This window comes from Acinetobacter sp. A2, assembly GCF_012371325.1.
GTDB lineage: Bacteria > Pseudomonadota > Gammaproteobacteria > Pseudomonadales > Moraxellaceae > Acinetobacter.
In genome coordinates this window covers 1-18,507 of record NZ_JAAZQX010000016.1, presented here as the reverse complement: position 1 = coordinate 18,507, position 18,507 = coordinate 1, and the positions used below count along the sequence as shown (strand labels likewise).

14 protein-coding genes are annotated in these 18,507 nt (G+C 42.5%); 6 read left to right on the top strand and 8 right to left on the bottom strand.

Annotated features, from left to right (window positions below):
• Position 1: 1 nt before the first annotated feature.
• The 6 genes from nuoG to ndhC form a co-directional block, all read right to left on the bottom strand.
• Positions 2 to 2,686: an NADH-quinone oxidoreductase subunit NuoG gene (gene nuoG / locus HHA43_RS07625; protein WP_168418691.1), complete on the bottom strand. Its 2,685-nt coding sequence runs from the start codon at positions 2,684 to 2,686 to the stop codon at positions 2 to 4.
• A gap of 11 nt (positions 2,687 to 2,697) precedes the next feature.
• A complete protein-coding gene (nuoF, locus tag HHA43_RS07620) occupies positions 2,698 to 4,035 on the bottom strand; it encodes an NADH-quinone oxidoreductase subunit NuoF (RefSeq protein ID WP_104852364.1) in 1,338 nt (445 codons plus the stop codon).
• Complete coding sequence (gene nuoE / locus HHA43_RS07615; protein ID WP_004975451.1) at positions 4,032 to 4,541, bottom strand: NADH-quinone oxidoreductase subunit NuoE; 510 nt, start codon at positions 4,539 to 4,541, stop codon at positions 4,032 to 4,034. Before nuoE ends, nuoF begins: the two co-directional genes overlap by 4 nt.
• A 14-nt stretch (positions 4,542 to 4,555) precedes the next feature.
• Positions 4,556 to 6,343: an NADH-quinone oxidoreductase subunit C/D gene (gene nuoC / locus HHA43_RS07610; protein WP_004975450.1), complete on the bottom strand. Its 1,788-nt coding sequence runs from the start codon at positions 6,341 to 6,343 to the stop codon at positions 4,556 to 4,558.
• Positions 6,344 to 6,428: 85 nt separating this feature from the next.
• Entirely contained in the window at positions 6,429 to 7,106 is a 678-nt protein-coding gene (locus HHA43_RS07605) for a NuoB/complex I 20 kDa subunit family protein (RefSeq protein WP_004975447.1), read from the bottom strand.
• Between the two features lie 6 nt (positions 7,107 to 7,112).
• Positions 7,113 to 7,658, bottom strand: a complete 546-nt coding sequence (gene ndhC, locus HHA43_RS07600) for an NADH-quinone oxidoreductase subunit A (RefSeq protein ID WP_004975445.1) — start codon at positions 7,656 to 7,658, stop codon at positions 7,113 to 7,115.
• 440 nt (positions 7,659 to 8,098) lie between these two features.
• Between ndhC and HHA43_RS07595 the strand changes: the two genes are divergently transcribed.
• The gene (locus tag HHA43_RS07595) at positions 8,099 to 8,455 is read left to right on the top strand and encodes a hypothetical protein (protein ID WP_154320444.1); all 357 of its coding nucleotides are present in this window, start codon (positions 8,099 to 8,101) and stop codon (positions 8,453 to 8,455) included.
• Between the two features lie 173 nt (positions 8,456 to 8,628).
• Here the strand turns inward: HHA43_RS07595 and HHA43_RS07590 are convergent, their stop codons facing one another.
• Complete coding sequence (locus tag HHA43_RS07590) at positions 8,629 to 9,564, bottom strand: polyprenyl synthetase family protein (protein ID WP_171525718.1); 936 nt, start codon at positions 9,562 to 9,564, stop codon at positions 8,629 to 8,631.
• Between the two features lie 164 nt (positions 9,565 to 9,728).
• Positions 9,729 to 10,919 (bottom strand): 2-methylaconitate cis-trans isomerase PrpF, encoded by a 1,191-nt coding sequence (prpF, locus tag HHA43_RS07585; protein ID WP_168542282.1) that lies wholly within the window; start codon positions 10,917 to 10,919, stop codon positions 9,729 to 9,731.
• Positions 10,920 to 11,240: 321 nt separating this feature from the next.
• Here prpF and HHA43_RS07580 point away from each other — a divergent pair, with 321 nt between their 5' ends.
• The 5 genes from HHA43_RS07580 (at position 11,241) to HHA43_RS07560 (ending at position 18,395) form a co-directional block, all read left to right on the top strand.
• On the top strand, positions 11,241 to 12,596 hold the full coding sequence (locus HHA43_RS07580) for an amino acid permease (RefSeq protein ID WP_171525719.1): 1,356 nt from the start codon (positions 11,241 to 11,243) through the stop codon (positions 12,594 to 12,596).
• Between the two features lie 314 nt (positions 12,597 to 12,910).
• Positions 12,911 to 14,044: an ABC transporter ATP-binding protein gene (locus HHA43_RS07575; RefSeq protein ID WP_168542278.1), complete on the top strand. Its 1,134-nt coding sequence runs from the start codon at positions 12,911 to 12,913 to the stop codon at positions 14,042 to 14,044.
• A 21-nt stretch (positions 14,045 to 14,065) separates the two neighbouring features.
• The gene (locus HHA43_RS07570; protein WP_168542276.1) at positions 14,066 to 15,082 is read left to right on the top strand and encodes an extracellular solute-binding protein; all 1,017 of its coding nucleotides are present in this window, start codon (positions 14,066 to 14,068) and stop codon (positions 15,080 to 15,082) included.
• 87 nt (positions 15,083 to 15,169) lie between these two features.
• Positions 15,170 to 16,792, top strand: coding sequence for an ABC transporter permease (locus HHA43_RS07565; protein ID WP_168542274.1), 1,623 nt, complete (start codon positions 15,170 to 15,172; stop codon positions 16,790 to 16,792).
• A gap of 355 nt (positions 16,793 to 17,147) precedes the next feature.
• Positions 17,148 to 18,395, top strand: coding sequence for an OmpP1/FadL family transporter (locus tag HHA43_RS07560; protein WP_168542272.1), 1,248 nt, complete (start codon positions 17,148 to 17,150; stop codon positions 18,393 to 18,395).
• Positions 18,396 to 18,507: the final 112 nt, after the last annotated feature.

The window sequence follows — 18,507 nt, the reverse complement described above, 5'->3', positions numbered from 1 at the left end:
ATTACACTCCTACCGCGACTGAAACAGGCTCTGCAAGAGATACCGTTGGTGCAAGACCAATTGGGTAGCCAATATAACCTGTAGGTAAATATTCAATCACTTGTACTGGCAGTACGATAGACGTTTCACCTGCTTGTACGGTAATTGTTTGACCATCTTGTACATTCAAACGCTGCGCATCTTGAGTGCCTACAGCAAATACAGCTTCAGGAATACGCGTTTCCATTGCAGGTGTTTTCACCGTAAATTCACCCGATGCAAAAATGTGATGCATTGGAATTAAACGGAAGCTTTCAGGATTAGCTAGCACAGGTGCTGGTGCCACATAGCTACGTGCAGGACGTTTTGCTAAGCGATCGAATAAACGAATGCCTGAATCACCACCTTTTAAGTGACCGCCCACATTGTCTTGGAATTTGTTCCAAGCTTGTGGTGAGTTCCAACCTGCAGACCATGCAAATGGTACAAGTGCCGATGGTGTTTGGTTACCAACATAACCTTCCATAGAGAAAGTTAATGCAGAATCGACATCGGTCGGTTGTTTCGGCTCGTGAATAGATAACGGCGCACGCATTGCAGTACGACCTGAGTAACGACGTGGTTCACGCGCAACTTTCAAGCCATGTACACGGAAACCTGCATCTGGTGCAACATCCTGAATTGCTTCAAGTGCTGGAATATTTTTCGCAACAGATTCAATCACGTCATCTAAAACAGTCCAAGAAATTGCTTTACCTTTTAAGCCTGTTTCAAGTGCGTGTAACCAGCGCCAAGATTCTTTGATTGCTAGTTCAGGTTTGTAGTAGCTTGGGTCATACACTTGGAAGAAGCGTTGAGCACGGCCTTCTTGGCTCACTACAGTACCATCACCTTCAGCAAAGCTTGCTGCAGAAAGTACGATGTTGGCTTTTTGCACTGTTGCTGTTTCAGCATGATCAAGCACGATTACATCTTGTGCTTTTGCCAAAGCGGCATCAACTTGTGCCGCAGGTAAACGACGGTATAAGTCATTTTCAACCACAATCACAGCATCATAATCTTGTGCAAATGCTTGCTCTAAGCTTTGACCACCTAAAATTGCCAAGCCCATTGAGTTCACTTCTGGCACAGTTAGGGTTAAACCTGCGTTCTCACCCAAGTTTTGTGCCACTTGTGCAGCCGCTTCCATAATGGCAGCTTCTTGTAAGCTTGTACCTGAAATCACCAATGGCTTTTTCGCAGCTTTTAACGTGTCGGCAATAGTTTGTGCAAATGCTTTGGCATCGTCATCTAAACCAGTGATTACATCGCCTGCTACTGCAGCTGCAATCGCAAAACCTAAACGTGCGATGTCGTTTGGAGATGCAACCACTTCACCGGTTGCTACATCGGCTAAACGCGTTTGCGTTGCAGCCAAAATGTAAATTGGTGATTTTGCATCTTGTGCGATACGTTGTACAGGTTCAGCCAGCCAGTCTGGGGTACGACGCTCTGCAGCCATTTCTTTGGCTTTGTTTTTCGCCGCTTGGCGAACAGACAAGGCCATACGTGGTGCAGTTTGGGTTAAATCTTCACCCAAAATTAACACAGCATCGTAATCTTCAATTTCACGCATACCTGGGTTGTAAATACCTTCGGTTTGCATGATTGAAGCTGCAAGCTCTACCAAGTTTTGCTCTTTTTGCGATAAACCTGTTGAGTAGTTGTCTTGACCCACTAACTCACGCAAAGCAAAGTTTGATTCAAGCGATGCACGTGGCGAACCAATACCCAAAACTTTTTTGCCTTGAACTTTGGCAATAATCGTATCAAGTGCAGTATCTACAGAAATGGTTTCTACACTCGCACCATTACGGAACTGTGGCTGACGTGGACGATCTTCACGGTTCACATAACCTGTACCGAAACGACCTTTGTCGCACAGGAAGTATTGGTTAACTTCACCGTTAAAGCGGTTTTCTACACGACGTAATTCGCCATAACGCTCACCCGGAGAGATGTTACAGCCAGAAGAACAGCCTTGGCATACGCTTGGCGCATATTGCATATCCCACTTACGGTTATAACGTGCAGAGTGCGTTTTGTCGGTAAATACACCTGTTGGACATACTTCAGTCAAGTTGCCAGAGAATTCAGATTCTAAAGTACCCGACTCAGGACGACCAAAGTACACACGTGATGCGTTGGCATAAACGCCAAAGTCTGTACCGCCTGCATAGTCTTTGTAGTAACGCACACAACGATAACATGCGATACAACGGTTCATTTCATGTGCAATGAACGAACCTAGCTCTTGGTTATAGTGTGTACGTTTGGTGAAGCGGTAACGACGACGGTCATGCTGCGTCATTACAGTCATATCTTGTAAATGACAGTGACCACCTTCTTCACAGACAGGGCAGTCGTGTGGGTGGTTCGTCATCAAGAACTCTACAATTGAAGCACGGAACTCAGTCGCTTCCTTGTCTTCAATAGAGATATAGGTATTGTCAGCAGCAGGTGTCATACATGACATCACCAAGCGACCACGAGTATCTTCAGGGTTCGCATATTGGGTCACGGCACATTGACGGCAAGAACCGACAGAACCTAAGGATGGATGCCAACAAAAGTACGGAATGTCGATCCCAAGGCTCAAACATGCTTGCAGCAAGTTTTCCGAGCCATTGACTTCGTACGATTTTCCATCGACATGAATTGTAGCCATAGTCGAATTCCTTAAGCTTGTTCTACGTTGCTAGCTTGAGCAGCAGGACGGCTATTTGCCACTTTTGCTTCAAACTCGCTACGGAAATATTTGAGTGCGCCCATTAATGGCTCCATCGCACCTGGTGCGTGAGCACAGAAGGTCTTACCAATCCACAATTTTTTGGTGAGTTCTTGAAGATGTTGAATGTCTTCTTCTTTTCCTTCGCCATTTTCAATTGCTTTGAGTGCTTTTACAGCCCATGGTAAGCCATCACGACATGGCGTACAGAAACCACATGATTCGCGCGCAAAGAATTCTTCTAAGTTACGGGTTGCAGAAACCATACATTGAGTTTCATCGACTACCATGAGCAAACACGTACCTAAACGTGAACCTGCTTTCATGATGCTCTCTGCATCCATTGGCAAGTCAATGTGTTCTGCCGCCAAGAAGTCGGTAGACGCACCACCCGGTAACCATGCTTTTAGCTTCAAGCCATCACGCATGCCACCCGCATAGTCTTCAATCACTTCACGTGCAGTCGTACCAAATGGAAGTTCCCATAGACCAGGGAATTTCACCTTACCTGACGCACCGTAAATTTTTGTGCCAGGATCTTTCGATTTGCCTGCAGATAAACCGATATACCACTCTGCACCACGCAACATAATTGCAGGTAAGTTGTTATAGGTTTCTACGTTGTTGACAATCGTTGGACGCCCCCATGCCCCTGCAACTTGCGGGAATGGTGGTTTAGTACGTGGGTTAGCACGACGGCCTTCAAGCGAGTTAATCAATGCAGTTTCTTCACCACAGATATAACGACCAGCGCCTGTGTGCACGTATAGCTCAAAGCCCCAACCTGTACCTAAAATGTTTTCGCCCAAATAACCTTTGGCTCGAATTTGCTCAATCGCTTCATTTAAGTACTGTGCAGCTTCGATATATTCGCCACGAATAAAGATATAACCGTGTGTTGCTTCAAGCGTATAAGCAGCAATCAGCATACCTTCAATCAGTTGGTGTGGAAGTTTTTCCATCAGCAAACGGTCTTTGAAAGTACCTGGTTCCATCTCATCGGCATTACAAATCAGGTAACGTGGACCAGAATTGTCATTTGGCGCCATCAGTGACCATTTGATCCCTGCAGGGAAGCCTGCACCACCACGACCTTTTACTGTCGCAGCTTTAATGACTTCAAGCACATCTTTAGGCGGCATAGAAATCGCTTTCTTAAAGCCCGCATAACCTTCTAGCGCTTCGTAATCATCTGCATTACGCACGTGCTCTTGCTTGCTTAAACGCCAAGTTAATGGATGCGTTTCTGGGTTACCGTCACCATAAATTGGTCTTGGTTCGGTATTCATACATACTTCTCCAATAACTGTTGCACCGATGTCACCTCAACTAAACCGTGAGTATCTTCATCAATCATCAAGGTTGGTCCCTTGTCGCAATTTCCTAAACAGCAAATTGGCAATAACGTGAAACGACCATCTGCAGTCGTTTGACCAAACTGAATGCCTAATTCACGCTGGAATGCTTCTGCCAGTGTTTCTGCACCCATCAAGAAGCATGCAATCGAGTCACACAATAAAATCACGTGGCGACCTACAGGCTGGCGATAAATACGGTTATAGAAAGTTGCAACACCTTCTAAATCAGCAACGCTGATGGTGAGAAGCTGTGCAATTGCATTTAACTGCGCGTCATCTACCCAGCCATTACGGCGCTGTACACACTTCAAGGCATCCAAAGATGCTGCACGTGGGTACGGATAATGGCCAATGTGATGTTCAATTTCATGGATTTCTTCTGCAGTTAAAATCCCTTCAACATTCACACGTGGCTTTTTATCAGTCAAAATCATCATAATGCGTTTACCCCTTAGCGATCCACGTCTGCCATTACGACGTCAATGGTCGCTAAATAAATGATTAAGTCAGATACCAGACTGCCGTTAATCACAGAAGGCATTTGCTGTAAATGCGTGAAAGTTGGTGTACGAATACGGGTACGGTAACTCATCGTCGACTTATCTGAAGTCAAGTAATAGTTAGATGCACCTTTCACCACTTCTGCCATTACAGATGCTTCACCAGCAGGCATTACAGGACCCCAAGACACGCTTAAGAAGTGTGTAATCAAGGTTTCAATATCTTGTAATGTCTTGTCTTTTGGTGGTGGAACAGCCAATGGATGATCCGCTTTATATGGACCAGAAGGCATGTTATCTAGACATTGTTTGATGATTTTCAATGACTCTTCGATTTCACGGAAGTGTACCAATACACGTGCGTAAGCATCGCCTTCGTACTCTACCGGCACTTCAAAGTCATAGTTTTCATAACCACTGTATGGACGGTATTTACGCACATCAAAGTCAATACCTGTTGCACGTAGACCAGTACCTGTTACACCCCACGCCAAAGCAGATTTCGCATCATACTGTGCAACGCCTTGCGTACGACCCATGAATACTGAGTTGCGTAATGCCGCAGTGTAGTATTCATTCATGCGTTTTGGCATCCACTCCAAGATTTCACGAATCAGGTGCTGCCAGTTGTTTGGTAGGTCGTGTGCGGTACCACCAATACGGAACCATGCTGGGTGCATACGGTAACCAGTAATGGCTTCAATCGCATCGTAGATTTTTTGACGGTCTGCGAACATATAGAATACAGGGGTCATACCGCCCGCATCCTGAATTGCAGTACCAATGAACAATAAGTGGTTATTGATACGGAATAATTCCGACATCATTACACGAATACATTGTGCGCGGTCTGGTACAGTAATACCTGCCAGTTGTTCCACACCCATCACATACGGCATGTTTTGGGCACAACCACCTAAGTAGTCCACACGGTCGGTATAAGGAATGAATGAATGCCAAGTTTGACGTTCAGCCATCTTTTCCACACCGCGGTGGTGATAGCCGATATCTGGCACACAGTCTTTCACTTCTTCACCATCCAACTGCAAAATTACACGGAACGCACCGTGTGCAGATGGGTGGTTAGGACCCAAGTTCAAGAACATGAAGTCTTCGTCTTTATTACCGCGCTTTAAGCCCCAATCTTCAGGCACAAAGCGTAGGTGTTCCTGCTCGAAGTCTTGTTTGGCTTGGTTCTGCATGTACGGCGTATATTCCGTAGCACGTGCAGAATACTCTTTACGTAACGGGTGACCTTCCCAGTATGTTGGCAACAAAATACGACGGAGCATTGGATGCCCTTCGAAGTTGATACCAAACATATCGTAAGCTTCACGTTCGTACCAGTTGGCATTTGGCCAAATGTTAGTTGCTGTAGGAATGTTGAGATCACTCTCATTCAAGGCAACTTTAATACGAATGTCCGTGTTACGCTCAAGCGATAACAAGTGATAGAACACTGTAAAGTCAGACGCAGGTAGACCGTCGCGGTGAGTACGTAAACGCTCATCTACCGCAGACAAGTCGAACAACATCACGTATGGACGTGACACTGTACGCAAGAACATTAAAACTTCTTGTACACGTGCGCGCTCAACCCAGACTGTTGGAAAATCTTCAAAAGTCGTTTGCACGTAGAAGTTCTCACCAAATTTGGTTTTGAGTTCTTCTACAATTGCAAATGCTGGGCGTGAATCAACTGCTGTTGATTCTGGCATAGCAATGTCAGTTTCAGCCATTGGCTTGGCTTCCTATTTAATACAAATTCAGTCAACCTAAACGACAACTACACCCTTCGGGTGCATCAATATTTGTACGTTTAAATTATTTAATTTCATCCATAGAGCGTAAGTTTTTCACCGCAATACGCTGTGCATTCTTACGGTCACGTTCTGGCATCATCTTTGGCTTATACACTGGCTTAAGATCATCACCAATTACCGCAGACAACGGACGACGCTCTAATTGAATTTGGTCTTGTAATAACATTAATGCTTGAATTAATGCTTCAGGACGTGGTGGGCAACCTGGAATGTACACATCCACAGGAATGATTTTATCCACACCTTGTACAACTGAATAAATGTCGTACATACCACCTGAGTTTGCGCATGCGCCCATTGAGATAACCCATTTAGGCTCAAGCATTTGCTCATACAAACGCTGAATTACAGGTGCCATTTTTACGAAACACGTACCTGCAACAATCATCAAGTCTGCCTGACGCGGTGAAGCACGAATAACCTCAGCACCAAAACGTGACAAGTCATGCACGCCTGTTAAGGTCGTTGCATACTCTACGTAGCAGCACGATGTACCAAAGTTGAACGGCCAAACTGAGTTCTTACGTCCCCAGTTTACTGCTGTATGTGCCAAGTCCTCTAAACGAGTCATAAACACATTTTTATTCACTTCTTCTTCAAGCGGATCAGTTACGATTTGGCGCTCTTGAAGTGGATATTGATCAGCATCGGGATTCGCACGGGTTAAGGTATATTTCATCCCGAGTTACTCCTTGTCAGATGAGGTAGTCGCAGATTTTTTTACACGACCAGAGGATTGAGCTGGAATTTGACCGGTAGGGTCCGTTACCAATTCTTCAATTGAGTTAAAGCGTGTGATTTCTGCAAGATCCATATTTGGCGAACCAATTTTAGGTTTAATCCCTGCTGCTTTACGCTTATCAGATGGTGCCCAGTTCAGTGCGCCGGTTGATAATTCATAAATTAAGCCAACGAGTAAAACTAAAATAAATACAGCAGCAGTTGCAAAGCCCACCCAACCTACTTCACGAACAGATGCTGCCCATGCATATAGATAAAGTGCTTCTAAGTCGAAAACAACGAAGAAAATTGCAACCAAATAGAACTTGGCAGATAAGCGGATACGTGCTCCACCAGCACCAACAACACCCGACTCAAACTGCTCTTGCTTCGCACGTCCCCATGATTTACCCCCAAGGAGTAAAGGAACGGTTAGCATAAAGACGCATAAAAATGTAACGCCGATCACGAAGGCAATAATTGCCCATTCGTATGGAGTAATGGCACTCATGCGGGGATAACTCCTGGCAGGCCTATTTATTAACAAAGAATGTATGTATTGGCCTTCAAATACACCAAACACAAAATTAATCACGCCAATTGTACCTGATTTATGATTTCACTTGCTAGTTCATAAGTCTTAGTCTTTCGGATGATTTTTTATTCAAATACTTGATATTTTAGAATTCCACTACTCTGTAGGGCTATTAATCGCTTTAATGAATAGATAAACCATTTATGATTATTTTTTCCAAAACACCAACTGCGCTGTTCGTTACAAAGTTTTTTAATTTCTAAACAGATCATGGCAAATTTAGGTTTCAGCTTAGTGCACAGCATCAAATTCTTTGTGTAGTTTTTGCAACTTCAGCCCAGAGTTTCTTTAATTTTTAGCCTAGAGTGTGTTATTCCTATAAAGCATTAAAAATTTGAATAATAAGGAGTAAACACATGAGCTTAGACTATACCCACAAACCGAATTACTTTATGTTTGCGCAATTATTTATTCGTCATTTACAAAATTATTTTGAAAAGCATCCCGATGCACAAAATGCAATTTTTGACCTACGCGATGTTTATGAGTTATTTCGTCAAGACAAGGCTTCTGCCACCATTAATTTAGACGGCATTATGAATATTGCAGATGAATACCGAATAGAAACTTTACAGGGTGATCAAAAATTGATTAGTCGCTATGCGATTGATCCACAAAACAACTCTCTTTTGGTCGATTTTAACCGAGAGGCTTTAGATAGCTTAAAGCAAGGCAAAACAATTCTTGCTCCGGATGCAACACTTCAGGAATAAAAAGCAAAAAAAGAGTGAAATTTTAAACCGGTAAATATTTTAAAATAGACTTACTCCAAAGCAACAACATAAAAAAGCGAGCAAATGCTCGCTTTTATTTTTTTGGCACACCGCCAATTTACTTCAATTAAAAATCACTATATTTAAAGGTATCAGTAAACCTAAAGCATCAATTAGCTTTTACGTGACAGTAAAAATTCTGAAATTTTCTGTAGCTCTGTTGCTGCAGCAGTATCAAAAAAAGCCAACGCAGCAAAAGCCTGATCATGTAACTGTTGAGCGTAAGTTTGTGCCTGCTCTAGCCCCATCAATGCAGGATAAGTGGATTTTTCCACCTGCTCATCTTTGCCTGCGGTTTTACCGAGCACTTCAGTCTCTGAAATAATATCCAAAATATCATCTTGTACCTGAAAGGCTAGACCAATCGCTTGTGCATATTCACGCAGTTGTGGAATGGCTTTATCTCGTCCATCAAACACGGTCACAGCAGCCATCATCACTGCAGCAGAAATCAAGGCACCTGTTTTATTACGATGGATACTTTCCAAAGTCGCCTGATCGACTTGTTTGCCTTCAGATTGTAAATCCATAACCTGACCACACACCATTTTTGATGATGCTGTAGCTAAAATTTGCATCTGCTTGAGTACAATCCCTTGATCTACCGCAGCAGACTGATCAAACAAACGACTGCCTAAAATTTCAAATGCCATCGATTGTAAAATATCACCTGCCAACAACGCTGTATCTTCACCATAAGCTGCATGACAGGTTGGCTGCCCACGACGCAACAAGTCATTATCCATACACGGCAAATCGTCATGCGCCAGTGAATAACAATGAATCAGCTCAATTGCAACTGCAGCACGGCGTACTGCTGCATAATTCTGATTAGGTCTTAACGCAGCTGTGGCATAACACAAAGCAGGACGCACACGCTTACCACCCAACATGACGGCATGATGCACAGCAGACTTTAACGGTTCTGGCAATGCAAAGGCCTCTAAAGCGGTAAGCAAGTCTTGCTGAATACGTTGTTGGGCTGCGGTTAATGCATGCGCCTGTAAATCGTGAAGTGATGACACATTCGCCTCGAATTGTTGGTTCATGTCTGATAAGCAGTAAGCTGCTTTGTCTGTTGCAGCATTGTACCCATAATTCAATTTTTTTTAAGCCTTAACTGCACCGATATAGTATTTCAGCTACAAAAAAGCCCCTATCGAAATAGAGGCTGAATTTTGTTTAAATTTAAAATGTCAGGTTCGTGACCAATTTATTCAAGCGTTTCAGCAGGCACACGCACCCAGCCTTCCATCAAGACACGTGCACTACGGCTCATTACCGCTTTTTTTACTTGCCACTGTCCATTTTCCTGCACGGCTTGCGCACCAACGCGAAGCGTACCCGATGGATGTCCAAAACGTACCGCTTCACGCTCACCACCACCTGCAGCTAAGTTCACCAGAGTTCCTGGAATAGCTGCAGCAGTACCAATTGCAACAGCTGCTGTGCCCATCATGGCATGGTGTAATTTACCCATCGATAAAGCACGTACCAATAAATCGGTATCTGCTACCTGAATTTGCTTTCCGCTTGAAGAAACATAACTTTTGGGTGCAGAAACAAAAGCAATTTTTGGGGTATGCTGACGCTTTTCAGCTTCGGCAATTTCCTGAATCAGCCCCATTTGTTTGGCGCCATAAGCACGAATGGTTTCAAAACGTGCCAATGCCTGTGCATCACCATTGATCGCATCTTGCAATTCTGTACCGGTATAACCAATATCTTCTGCATTTAGGAAAATTGTTGGAATACCCGCATTAATAAATGTAGCTTGAAATGTTCCAATATTTGGCACATCCAAAGTATCCACGACATTGCCCGTAGGGAACATTGCCCCCCCCTCGTCACCATCATCGGCTGGGTCTAAAAACTCAATTTGGACTTCTGCTGCTGGGAATGTCACACCATCCAGCTCAAAATCACCCGTTTCCTGCACCTGACCGTTGGTCATAGGTACATGCGCAATAATGGTTTTTTCAATATTTTTTTGCCAAATGCGTACTGTGCACACACCATTTTCTGGAATTTTGCTGGCATCGACCAAACCATTACTAATGGCAAATGCACCTACCGCAGCCGTGAGGTTGCCACAGTTACCACTCCAATCTACAAAAGGCTGATCAATTGAAACCTGTCCAAACAGATAATCAACATCATGATCAGGCTGCGTACTTTTCGCCAGAATTACCGTTTTGCTAGTGCTTGAAGTTGCACCGCCCATTCCATCAATTTGCTTGGCATAAGGGTCTGGACTGCCAATGACGCGCAATAAAATTTGATCTCTAATTTTGCCTGGCTGCTGTGCTGCTACAGGTAAATCATCAAGTTTAAAAAATACGCCTTTACTGGTACCGCCGCGCATATAAGTCGCTGGAATTTTAACTTGTGGTGCAAAACGCATGAATTTTATTCCCTTGTTTTTGATTGTTATGGTCAATATAAAAAGACCCTTTTGCATGATAACGGTTTTTATTCAAAAGGTATCGTGGTCTTGACTTAAGTATAAAAAAACAACATTTGGTAAAATTTACCCTAGCCAGTCATCTTGATTTATAAGACAAAAATAAAATTAATATATTGATTACGCTAATTTTTAAAATAAAAGCCAGCTAAACTTATTTTTATAATTTGCATAAATTTAATTCATAAATGTATAGCTACTAGGCTAATGAAATTTGATCTATTACAATCTTGTCACTTTTTCATTGTCGGGCTGAATACTTTGAACAACGAGTCTTCACAACTTCAGCGTGGCTTAAAGAACCGCCATATTCAATTGATTGCCATGGGTGGCGCAATTGGTACTGGTTTATTCTTAGGTTCCGCGCAGGTCATCCAATCTGCTGGCCCATCTATTATTTTGGGTTATGCCATTGGTGGTCTTATTGCATTTTTAATTATGCGCCAATTGGGGGAAATGATTGTTCATGAGCCCGTTGCAGGGTCATTCAGTCACTTTGCCTATAAATATGCAGGTAAGTTCCCTGGCTTTTTAGCTGGCTGGAATTACTGGATTCTGTATATTTTGGTGGCCATGGCAGAACTCACCGCAGTCGCGAAATATATTAACTACTGGTGGCCGCATATTCCTGCATGGACATCAACACTGTTCTTTTTCATTGTGATTACCATTATTAACTTGGGCAATGTGAAGTTCTACGGTGAGTCAGAATTCTGGTTGGCGATTATTAAAGTCGCGGCTGTAGTCTCGATGATTGTATTTGGTTTATACCTATTACTTTCTGCAGATGCGACCTCCACTGCTTCTTTCAGCAACCTTTGGGCACATGGCGGCTTCTTCCCGCATGGCTTTGAAGGGTTATTCTTTATGTTGGCTTTCCTGATGTTTGCCTTTGGCGGCATTGAATTGATTGGTATGGCAGCAGCCGAAGCACAAGACCCAGAAAAAACAATTCCTAAAGCCATTAACCAAGTGGTGTTCCGTATCCTGATTTTCTATGTCGGTTCGCTCACTATTCTGTTGTCTTTAGTGCCTTGGAATCAGCTCGATTTAGGTGGTTTAGATAAAAGTCCATTCGTGATGATTTTTAGTCAGATGGGGATTGAATGGGCTGCACACTTACTGAATTTCGTGATTCTGACTGCTGCACTTTCTGTGTATAACAGTGGGATGTATGCCAACAGCCGTATGTTGTTCGGTTTAGCCAAACAAGGTAACGCACCAAAAATTTTCCTAAAAGTGAATAAACAAGGTGTGCCAATTCCAGCTGTTCTATTCTCTGCGGTATTGATTTTTGGCTGTGTATTATTGAACTACTTTGTACCAGAAGAAGCCTTAAGTCACCTCATGTACATTGTGGTTGGTGCTTTGGTTCTAAACTGGGCAATGATCAGTTTAACCCACTTAAAATTCAGCAGTACTTTGAAAAAATTAGCTATTCCAACCAAGTTCCCTGCTCTTTGGTCGCCATTTAGTAACTATCTGGTGTTGGCCTTCATTGCTGTGGTGCTTTACATTATGTGGACACAGGGCTTCAAAGAATCAGTCATTATGATTCCAGTCTGGATTGTTTTAATGTTTGTTCTGTTTAAGGTGCTTAATTCTAAAAAACCTTAATTTGGACTATATTTATATCGCCCTGTTTAAAAAAAGTTACTGCTTCGGCAGTAACTTTTTTTATAGCTCGATTTTGTCTTTTCGCTTGTAAGTTCAACTCTCAGTAGAGTGTGGTTATAAAACCATCAAATTTTTAATCCTGCTGTAGGATTCTCGTTCAGAATATAAACCAACAAAACACTGCTGTTTTTCTTGATATTTCAACCAATTTATACTCTCCCCAAGGTCATTTACATTCTAAATGATAAAAAGACTCTACTTGAGAAGAATTCTTAGTTATTATTTGAGCACAAAATTTGTCGTGTGAAATATCCATGAATGCGTTTGCTGCACAACCTGCCAATGTCTTGACCATCCAACAGCTGAGTAAAAAGTTTGGTTCGCGTTTTGCTGTGCAAAATGCAACATGGTCTGCCATGAGTGGACAGATTGTCTGTTTGCTGGGACACTCAGGATGTGGCAAAACTACCATGCTGCGCTTAATTGCAGGTTTGGAAAATCCAAGCAGTGGTTCTATTCAACTCGAACAGCATATCTTATGGGATGAACAGCAACAGATTCCCGCAGAATCACGCAACATTGGTTTAGTCTTTCAGGATTATGCCCTTTTTCCACATTTAAGCGTGCTGGAAAATGTCATGTTTGGCTTAAAGAAATTCCCTAAATCGCAACGTACTGAAATTGCCAAACAAGCCTTAGAACACGTGTCGATGCTGCATCATCAAGACAGCTATCCCTACACGCTTTCAGGCGGTGAACAACAACGAGTAGCTTTGGCACGTGCATTAGCCCCTAAACCGCCAGTTTTACTTATGGATGAACCTTTTTCCAATTTGGATCATCGCCTGCGTGATCAAATCCGTCAAAGTACCATTCAAATTTTAAAACAAACGGCAACCACTACGGTCATTGTCACGCATGACCCTGAAGAAGCGCTGCAAATTGCCGATCAAATTATTTTGATGCATCAAGGGCAAATCATTCAAATTGGCTCGCCTAAGCAACTCTACCTACAACCTAAAACGTTGTTTGCGGCACGCTATTTTTCTGCGTTGAATGAAATTCCTGCACAAGTCAACAATCAAACAATCTCCACCATTTTTGGTCAAGTTGATCTTGGTCAGCAGGATTTAGCACAAGACTTATCTACGCAAAAACAAGTGCAATGCTGCTTCCGCCCTCATCAAGTGCGTGTCAGCAAAACCCCTAATGAAGGTGCATTGCCAGCAAGTGTAATGTCTTCAAGCTTTATGGGACACGCGCAGCAACTACGTCTAAAACTACAAGATCATGCGCTCACACTTTTGGCACAAGTTAATCATCTTCAAGATTTCCAACATGCTGAACAAGTCTATGTTTCTGTAGATTTAAACAGCTGTTTTTTCTTGGCATCTGATGAGCAATCATCAGCCACACCAGATTCTGCTTTAGCTGCTATTCACGTTTAAATTTTCGATTAGGAATACCGTATGAAACCAATGTCTAAATTATCGCTGGTTGTTACAGGTCTACTTGCGTTTGGTGCAAGTGTGGCGCAAGCAGCAGAAGTTAACTTATACACCACACGTGAACCTGTTTTAATTCAAACGTTATTAACTGAATTCACGCAAAAAACAGGTGTAAAAGTAAATACTGTTTTTATTAAAGATGGTTTATTGGAACGTGTAAAAGCAGAAGGTCGTCGTTCACCTGCCGATGTCATGCTGACCGTAGATTTTGGTAATTTAGTGGACTTGGTAGAAGGTGGCTTAACCCAGCGAGTTAGCTCTAAAACATTAAATAGTGCAATTCCTGCTAACTTACGTGCAGCCAATGGACATTGGTATGCGCTATCGATGCGTGCACGTGCAGTCTATGCCTCTAAAGACCGTACATCTTTAAAAGCCATCACTTATGAAGATTTGGCTAATCCAACATGGAAAAATAAAATCTGCATCCGTTCAGGCAACCATCCTTATAACACCGCTTTAATTGCTGCCTATATTGCGCATCACGGTGAAAAACAAGCTGAGACTTGGTTGCGTGGCGTTAAAGCCAATTTAGCTCGTCCTGCCAGTGGTGGTGACCGTGACGTTGCCCGTGATATTTTAGGTAAAGTTTGTGATATTGGTGTGGCCAACACCTATTACGTTGGCACCATGCGTACAGGTGATGCTGAACAACAGCGTTGGGGCAATGCCATTAATGTCGTGCTGCCACGTTTTAAAAATGGTGGTACGCATGTGAATGTATCGGGTGCAGTGATCTCTAAGCATGCACCAAACCGCAAAGAAGCGGTACAACTGCTTGAGTTTTTAGCTTCAGATCATGCCCAAGCCATCTACGCCCAAAATGGGTTTGAATATCCAGTAAAACCAGGGGTAAAAATTGACCCTATTATTGCCAGCTTCGGTAAACTCAATATCGACTCGATTCGCTTAAGCGATATTGCACGTCACCGTAAAGCCGCCAACCTATTGGTCGATAAAGTCCAGTTTAACCGCTAAATTTTCTGCTTTTGTCTTACAGTGCAGCGCTTTGCACTGTAAGATGCTCAGCTGTTCCCTCCCCCCTTATTTAGTACCTCTATTGCAATGCTTAAAAATAAATTTAATTTTTTATTTTCGCTCAGTGGGTTATTGACACTACTCGCCTGTTTACCTGTGGTCGCTTTAATTTGGACAGCATTACAAGGTGATAGTGAAATTTGGGGGCATCTGCTGCGTTATGTAATTCCACACACGTTGGCAGAAACAGGGATTTTATTGTTGGGTGTGGGAATTCTCACCATCCTGATTGGTACAGGCAGTGCATGGATTGTAACAGCGTATCAATTCCGAGGTCGTGCATTTTTAGATTGGGCCTTACTGCTGCCTTTAGCTGTACCAACTTATATTATTGCCTATAGCTATATCGATATTTTGCACCCAATTGGCCCTGTGCAAAGCATTCTGCGTGATTGGTTTAATTTAGAATTACAACAGTTTTGGTTTCCCAATATTCGTAGCGTTTGGGGCGGCATCTTCTTACTTAGCTTTGTGCTGTATCCGTATGTGTATTTAAGCACCCGTGCAATGTTTCTGATGCAATCGGCCAGTTTAATTGAGGTCGCACGTACATTAGGATTAAAACCCGATCAAGTGTTTTTACGTGTTGCGATTCCATTAGCACGTCCTGCGATTGCTGTGGGTACTAGTCTAGTTTTAATGGAAACCATTAATGATATTGGTGCAACAGAATTTTTAGGCATTAAAACCTTAACTTTGTCGATTTATTCAACCTGGACCAATCAATCTGACTTAGCTGGCGCAGCGCAAATTGCCATTTTCATGTTGATGATCATTACCTTATTGGTTTTGGTGGAACGTTTAGGTCGACGTAAACAGCGCTATATGAACTCTGCACAACGCAGCCGTTTAATGCCTGCACAAGCTGTCAAAGGCTTTAAGGCACTGGTATTATTGGGTTTAGGCTTGATTCCTGTCTGTATTGGTTTTCTCATTCCGACTAGTCACTTACTTGTGGAATCTTACAAGCGTATCCAATATGCAGGTTTTTCTGAATTTCTCATTCAAGCCTCTCTCAATACCTTGCTACTTGCCAGCATTGCAACTGTCGTCACCATTTTGATTGGTTTCTTTATTGTCAGTGCGACACGTTTTAGCAAACAGACTTGGTTTAGCCGAATTGCAAGTTTAGGCTACGCCATTCCCGGCACAGTTTTAGCCATTGGCCTCATGCTTGCTTTGGGCAAAATTGATCACACCATTGCAGATTTTTTAGAATTTAAACTCGGCATTCATACAGGTTTATTATTTTTAGGTACGAGTTTTACCCTTATTTATGCTTATGCTGTGCGTTTTTTAGCAATTTCAGTAGGTGGCATTGAGTCAGGCTATAACCGTATTCATGGTGTTTTTGATGATGCTGCACGCAACCTAGGACAAAACAACCTTGCCTTATTATGGCGTGTGCATTTGCCGTTATTGCGCCCTGCTATTATTTCTGCAGCCTTATTAATTTTTGTAGATTGTATGAAAGAGCTACCTGCAACTTTATTGCTCCGCCCTTTAAATATGGAAACGCTCGCCACCCAATTGTATGCAGAAGCCTCTAGAGGAACTTATGAAGATGGTGCTGTGGCCGCCTTGTTGATTGTATTGGTCGGTCTTATTCCTGTTATTTTATTGGCAAAGCTTGGAAAAACCACACGTTGATCTGTCCCATTGTTGCGAAATACACCAAGTGACAATGGGTTTTACTACAAAAATAGTATTTTTTTTAATCAATCAAAAACACCCAACCAAATGCAAATTTATTAATTTTATTTATTATTTATCAATTACTTATAGATAAAAAACACCTCTTTATTAGAATAAATACTCTATTTGGTTTAATTTTTATACTGAATAGTTTTTCCTAGAGCATTTACTCTTATTTTAATTGTGATATTTTTGTCACATGGAGTAACAAATGGTCTCGGTGAATACAAGCCGAAATCATCCTAGATGAAAGCTTAAAGCATCAACAAAAACTGTCATAAAAGACTTTATAGCCCAAGGGAAATGTATAATGAAATTAAAAGCACTAAGCACAGCAATGATTTTAGCAACTGTACCAATGACAGGTGCTTTTGCTGCAGCAATGGATCGTTCTGGTCAATCTATCGCTGCGTTCCTACAACCGGGTAACTATTTTGAAGCTGGTGTTTCAGTACTGGATCCTTCTGTTTCTGGTAAAACTACAGCTATGACCACTCTTACTGGTCAGCAAATTCCATCACACGCAACAGGTGATATGGCGGGTGATTATTACTTCCCATCAGCTGCATTAAAATTACAAGTAACCGATCAGTTTTCTTTCGGTGTAATTTATGATCGGCCATTTGGCGCAGAAGCTGAATATACTGCTCAATCCGCTGCTTTCAACCCAACAGGAAATGATGGTACTCGTGCGGAAGTTAAAACTGAAAACCTAACTTTCTTATTTGGTTTCCAGCCGACGCAGAATTGGAATATTTACGCGGGTCCAGTTTACCAAACAGCTAAAGGTAATGTTGCGTTACGTGGTGCAGCATATTCAGCGTTCGCTGGATATGATGCAACCTTGAAAGAAGACAGTGAAATCGGCTGGTTAGCTGGTGTAGCTTTCCAAATTCCTGAAATTGCATTAAAAGCATCCTTAACCTATCGTTCTGAGATTGATCATGAGCTTTCTACAACAGAAAGCCATTCTGGTGTTCCATTAAATGTGGCATTAGGTGTTGGTTTAGAAGGAAACCCTGCTGCAATTCCGGCATTTAAGCCAGGAAAAACTGCAGTAACTACCCCACAATCTGTTAATTTAGATTTTCAAACTGGTGTTATGGCAGATACAGTTGCTTTTGCTAACGTACGTTGGGTAGATTGGTCTAACTTCTCTATTCGCCCAACAGAGTTTGGACAAGCTATTGACCTAGCTTCAGCTTTGATGCAACAGCCACAATTAAAAGGTGGTAACCTCGTTGAATATAATGAAGAGCAATGGTCTGCTACTGTGGGCGTAGGGCGCAAACTCACTGACAAGTGGGCTGGAAATGTCTCTGTAGGTTGGGATTCTGGCGTAGACAATCCTGTAACTACTCTTGGACCAACTGAAGGCTACTGGAATGTAGGTCTAGGTGTTCAATACTCACCTGCACCAAACTACTTTATTGCGGGTGGTGTTAAATACTTTTGGTTAGGTGATGCAACCGCTTTAACAGTTGCCAACCCGAATGTTGGTGAGTTCACAGATAACCACGCGATTGGCTACGGTTTAAAAATGGGCTACCGCTTCTAATTAATTATTCCCAAATCTAAAAACCATCCTTCGGGGTAATGCCAGTCAGTTAAGAAATTGACTGGCATTTTCTTGGATATTTTTGTGCTTTAATTTTCACTACTCGCGGACA

Bases quoted from the DNA above. Each gene is read 5' to 3' on its own strand.
- HHA43_RS07570 (WP_168542276.1), top strand. From the start codon at position 14,066: ATGAAACCAATGTCTAAATTATCGCTGGTTGTTACAGGTCTACTTGCG.
- nuoC (WP_004975450.1), bottom strand. From the start codon at position 6,343: ATGGCTGAAACTGACATTGCTATGCCAGAATCAACAGCAGTTGATTCA.
- HHA43_RS07560 (WP_168542272.1), top strand. From the start codon at position 17,148: ATGAAATTAAAAGCACTAAGCACAGCAATGATTTTAGCAACTGTACCA.
- nuoG (WP_168418691.1), bottom strand. From the start codon at position 2,686: ATGGCTACAATTCATGTCGATGGAAAATCGTACGAAGTCAATGGCTCG.
- HHA43_RS07590 (WP_171525718.1), bottom strand. From the start codon at position 9,564: ATGAACCAACAATTCGAGGCGAATGTGTCATCACTTCACGATTTACAG.
- ndhC (WP_004975445.1), bottom strand. From the start codon at position 7,658: ATGAGTGCCATTACTCCATACGAATGGGCAATTATTGCCTTCGTGATC.
- nuoF (WP_104852364.1), bottom strand. From the start codon at position 4,035: ATGAATACCGAACCAAGACCAATTTATGGTGACGGTAACCCAGAAACG.
- HHA43_RS07605 (WP_004975447.1), bottom strand. From the start codon at position 7,106: ATGAAATATACCTTAACCCGTGCGAATCCCGATGCTGATCAATATCCA.
- HHA43_RS07575 (WP_168542278.1), top strand. From the start codon at position 12,911: ATGAATGCGTTTGCTGCACAACCTGCCAATGTCTTGACCATCCAACAG.
- prpF (WP_168542282.1), bottom strand. From the start codon at position 10,919: ATGCGTTTTGCACCACAAGTTAAAATTCCAGCGACTTATATGCGCGGC.
- HHA43_RS07595 (WP_154320444.1), top strand. From the start codon at position 8,099: ATGAGCTTAGACTATACCCACAAACCGAATTACTTTATGTTTGCGCAA.
- nuoE (WP_004975451.1), bottom strand. From the start codon at position 4,541: ATGATGATTTTGACTGATAAAAAGCCACGTGTGAATGTTGAAGGGATT.
- HHA43_RS07565 (WP_168542274.1), top strand. From the start codon at position 15,170: ATGCTTAAAAATAAATTTAATTTTTTATTTTCGCTCAGTGGGTTATTG.